The organism is Pseudomonas sp., from assembly GCF_026224925.1.
GTDB lineage: Bacteria > Pseudomonadota > Gammaproteobacteria > Pseudomonadales > Pseudomonadaceae > Aquipseudomonas.
The window spans coordinates 1-4,823 of record NZ_JAMFRV010000709.1 but is presented as its reverse complement, the minus strand read 5'-3'; the positions used below and the strand labels follow the sequence as shown (position 1 = coordinate 4,823).

The 4,823-nt window shown below is 57.6% G+C and carries 3 protein-coding genes; 1 reads left to right on the top strand and 2 read right to left on the bottom strand.

The features are described from left to right. Positions 1–289: 289 nt before the first annotated feature. Positions 290–2,521 carry a TonB-dependent siderophore receptor gene (locus M0974_RS29585; RefSeq protein ID WP_297845396.1) on the top strand — a complete coding sequence of 744 codons (2,232 nt, stop codon included), beginning with the start codon at positions 290–292 and terminating at the stop codon, positions 2,519–2,521. A 191-nt stretch (positions 2,522–2,712) separates the two neighbouring features. On the opposite strand, the gene M0974_RS29580 is transcribed toward M0974_RS29585, so the two are convergent. Together M0974_RS29580 and M0974_RS29575 are read right to left on the bottom strand one after the other, a co-directional pair. Further along, positions 2,713–3,672 (bottom strand): alpha/beta hydrolase, encoded by a 960-nt coding sequence (locus M0974_RS29580; protein ID WP_297845395.1) that lies wholly within the window; start codon positions 3,670–3,672, stop codon positions 2,713–2,715. Between the two features lie 45 nt (positions 3,673–3,717). Continuing rightward, the coding region (locus M0974_RS29575) for an alpha/beta fold hydrolase (protein WP_297845393.1) at positions 3,718–4,823 on the bottom strand (1,106 nt) is incomplete at its 5' end.

Below are 4,823 nucleotides of genomic sequence, written 5' to 3'. Positions count from 1 at the left end.
CAGATTTTCAGCGCCGCCACCTACCCCGACGGCCGACCGAACCCGATCCAGCGCGCTTACCAATTCCCCATCGACCTTCAAAGCCAACCCTGGCGCCGGGTCTGCTGCCTGCGTTACTGCCTGCCTGAGCTTCCTTACTGCGCAGATTGCCCCCTTGTCAGGCAGCAATTGGAGGGGCCCCGTAAAAAAAGCTCCTGATTGATGAGATTAGTTCTCGTTTAATTCGATAGCTTCAGCTTACAATTGATAATCATTATTACCATTACTACGCTTAAGGATAGGAAACGTCATGGTCGCTTCGGTATTCCCGTCGTCTCTCTCAGTATTGGCCAGCCGGCTGCGTCGCCCGATGCAGGCGGCCAGTGTAGGATTTTGCCTGGCTGGCGCGCCTTGCTTCGCCCTCGCAGCCAACACTGATAGCAACGCCCCGCCCGTCACCGCCACCCAGGGCGCCATCGTCCTCGACAAAACTCAGATCGAGGCGTCGCCGGAAGAGTCGGGTACAGGTCCGGTCAAGGGCTACGTCGCCAAGCGCACCACCGTCGGGACCAAGACCGATACGCCAATCAATGAGATTCCCCAAACCATTTCCGTGATCACTCGCGACGAAATGGATCAACGTGGCGTTCAGGACTTCAACTCTGCCGTGGCTTACACACCGGGCATCCGAGTCATTGACTATGCGGGCGGCCAAGGGGCACCGGACATCTTCTTGCGTGGTTTCCGCTCGTTTAACCTGTTCGGCATCTATCAGGATGGCCTGCGCAGCGGCTTTAACCAGTACGACACCGATTTTGAAACCTTTGGCATGGAACGCATCGACGTGGTCAAAGGTCCGGCCTCGGTTCTGTACGGACAAATGGCCCCTGGTGGCGTGGTCAACATGACCAGCAAACGCCCGCAGGAAGAGCCGATTCATCACCTTGAAGTACAAGGTGGCAGCTTTGATCGTCGCCAGTTTGGTCTGGACATGAACGACCAGCTCAGTGACGACGGCACGTTGTTTGGGCGCATCGTTATGCTCCAGCGCGACAGCGGCACTCAGGTTGACCATTCGCCTAACGACCGTACTTACGTCGCGCCCTCGTTGACCTGGAAACCGGACGACGCGAACACCCTGACCATTCTTGCCAGCTACAGCAAGACCAAGACAGGCGGTTCCGAACAAAGTTTTCCAGCCATCGGCACGGTGCAGCACAGTCCTTACGGGCACATCAGCTCAGATACCAACCTCGGGTGGCTAGGCAGTTATTACAAAGTTGAAACTACCTCGCTAGGTTCGAGTTTTGAGCACCTGTTCGACAATGGCTGGAAGTTCCAGCAGAACTTGCGCTATATGCATTCCAAAGTCGGTTTCCTATCGAGCGGTCCAGACGTTGTGCTTAACGACGATGGCCGCACTCAGGATATCGGGCTGCAATACCGTCCTAAAAACAGCGATACATTTCTGGTTGATAACAATATCCAGGGCTCATTTGCGACCGGCCCGTTACAGCACACCTTGCTGATGGGCGTTGACTACTCGCACTACAGCGCTAAAGAACGCCGTGTGAACGGTGACCCTGAAGATGCGTTCAACGATATTGACCTGTACAACCCGGTGTACGGGGGCGGTGCCGTTTGGATTGATCCGGACCAACGTGACCTCAGCTCAAAAATGCAGCAAGTTGGCGTATACGTTCAGGACCAGATCCGTCTTGATCGCTGGGCGCTGACCCTCGGTGGCCGCCAGGATTGGGTAAAAGACCACGAAGAAGGTCTTTTCTCCGGTGAACAACTGAATCAGCATCAAAAAGACCATAAATTCACCGGACGCATCGGCCTAGCGTACCTATTCGACAATGGTGTAACTCCTTATGCCAGCTACTCCACGTCGTTCCAGCCCAACCCCGATCTGGACCGTAACAACAACTTCCTCAAGCCTACCGAAGGCAAGCAATACGAAGTCGGTATCAAGTACGCACCGAACGGCTACAACGCCTCGATTACCGTAGCTGCGTTTGACCTGACCCAAACCAATGTGACCACGCCTGACCCAGTCGCCACCAGTTACTTAACCCAAACCGGTGAAATCCGCTCGCGCGGTATCGAAGTCGAAGGCAAGGCCAGCCTAAACGAAAACATCAACATGATCGCGTCGTACGCTTACACCGATGCGCAAATCACCAAAGATACGCTCTACAAAGGCAATACACCTCGGGACATCCCGCGCAACACTGCCAGTATGTGGTTTGACTACACCGTGAAAAGCGGTCCATTCGACGGTGTTGGGATAGGCGTCGGCGAGCGTTATGTCGGTTCTTCGCAGAACATCCAGAACACCCTGACAACGCCGCAGTACTTCTTGACCGACGCGACCCTGCGCTATGACTTGAGCAAAATCGGAGTCAAAGGCACCAAGGTCTCGGTGACTGCCAACAACCTGTTCGACAAGCACTACTTCGAACCAGGTTTCTACGAAGACTCAGTGTTCTACGGCAACCGTCGTAACGTCATCGCAACTGTTGGGTACGATTTCTAATAACGACGCGTTTAAAAAGCCCGGCGCAGTTCAAACACTGCGTCGGGCTTTTTATCGGCTGCCAGTTGCTGGATCGTTCGAATCTTTTGATGGAGTTCACTCTGTAGGAGACAACTTGTTGGCGAGGCAGCGTACCTGATACACCGTGCTAGCTTCTCGCCAACAAGTTGGCTCCTACGGGAAGTTTGGGTTCAGGCAAACGCCTTTGCCAGCGCAGCGGCGATGATTGATTGGGCGTCTTCGGCTTCGTCGATGATCATCCCCATGCGCAGGAAGTCGTGGGTCATACCTTCCCAGTCATGCAACTCAACCTTGATGCCAGCCTCTTGCAGATGCGCGACGTACGCCAGGCCTTCATCGTGCAACGGATCACACTCCCCCAATAGGACCAACGCGGGGGCGAGATTGGTTGGCACCGACCCTAATAGAGGCGAAAAACGCGGATCATGACGGTCACTGTCGTGGTTGGCGTACTGCTGGTAAAACCACTTCAGCGTCGCCGCTTCCAGCAGATATCCTTCGGCATACCGCACCAGCGATGGCGTGCTGCGGGTCGCATCAGTGACCGGATAAATCAGCACTTGCAAGCGCGGCGGGTTGATGGCGCCGCTCAACGCCAAGTCCCGGGTCAATACGGTCGCCAGGCTGGCCCCAACACTGTCGCCACCCACGGCCAACCGAGTCGCGTCCAAACCTTTCCCAACCGCGTTGTCAGTCAACCAGTTCCAGGCATCCAGCGCGTCATTGCACGCGGTTGGAAAACGCTGCTCTGGCGCCCGTCGATAAGCCACCGCCAATATCGCGTAATCGCCTTGGGCGGCCAGTCCCCGACACAGAGCGTCGTGGGAGTCGAGGCTGCCGACGACATAACCGCCGCCATGAAAGTACAACAGTGCCGGGGTAAGACGACCGGCTTTAGGCAACTGTGCCCGATACAGCCTTGCTTCCAGTTGCGCACCGTCGCGTGCGTTTACCCATAACGTTTCCACGCTGGCCATTTCCTCAGCACCGACAGCAAACATTTGCGCCGATGCATCGAACTGTCGGCGCGCTTCTTCGGGGGTTAGCCCGTGCATAGGAATGCGCTGAGTAGTGCTGCGACCGGCTTCGACCAGTTCCAGGTACGCAGCAATTTCGGGGTTTAACGACATGACATGCCTCCATACAACCGGCCGCCCGCAGGCGGCCAGCACACATTAAGAAAGGGTGACCGGCGCCAAGGCCAAAGCATCTTCAACGGTGTTCAGAAACAACGCCGCATGCGGTACTTCAAAATGCCCGCACGCCAACAATTGGCCGTCGATGTCCGGGTGGCCGACCTGACGCGCCAACAATTCACGGTCGTCTTCGCGCTCGGTCACCCACCAGCAGGTGGGCGCTACGCCGAGCCGAGGACAACTGTCCAACTGCCGAGACAGTTGCTTGAGCTGGCGAGCGACCAAGAACACCTGGGCCATTTCCTCCGCGCCGAGGGCGGTGTAGCGCCCTTCCCCGCTGGCACCCGTGGCGATCAGCGCCGCCGATAGCACCGACACAAGATTGGCCAAGGTTTCCTCCGCAGGTGCGGCGGGCAATGACGGGCAGTCCGGCATCAACACGCCGATAAAACCGGTCAGGTCCGTGCGCCAATCGGGCATCGGTGTTTCCCGCACCCAAGGTGCTGGCACGAACGGATCAGCCAAGCCAAGGAACGCCACGCTTTGCCCTTGCTGTTCCAGGCGCGCGGCCATCAAAGTCGCCAGCGTACTGCCCAGCGACCAGCCCAACAGGTGATAAGGCCCCTGCGGCTGACGGGCGCGGATCAGTTCGACATAATCATCGGCCATGGCCTGCAGCGAAGTGTCCTGCCACGCGGGGTCAAGCAACTTGCGCGACTGGATCGCCAGTACCTGACGCCGCCCCTCAAGGCGTCGCGCCAACGGCTCGTAATCGAACACCGTACCGAAGCCAGCGTGTACGCAAAACAACGGCGCGCCCCCCGGCACCGCTCGATTCAAGGCCAGAATCGGCGACGGCGCCACGGTAGTCGTTGCTCCAGTCAGTTCGGCGATGGTCGGTTTCTGAATCAAGTCCCGCAGCTTCAGGCTGAACCCCTGAGCCTTCAGCACCCGAGACTTGCCCACCACTTGCAGGCTCAGAATCGAGTCACCGCCCAGTTCAAAGAAGTTATCGTGCAGACCGACCTGTTCGACCTTGAGCACCGCTTGCCATATCTCGGCCAGGGCCTTTTCCAACTCGGTACGCGGCGCCACGTAAGCGCGCTGGCTTTCCTGCGCGCCGGGCTCCGGCAGGTTCTGTCGGT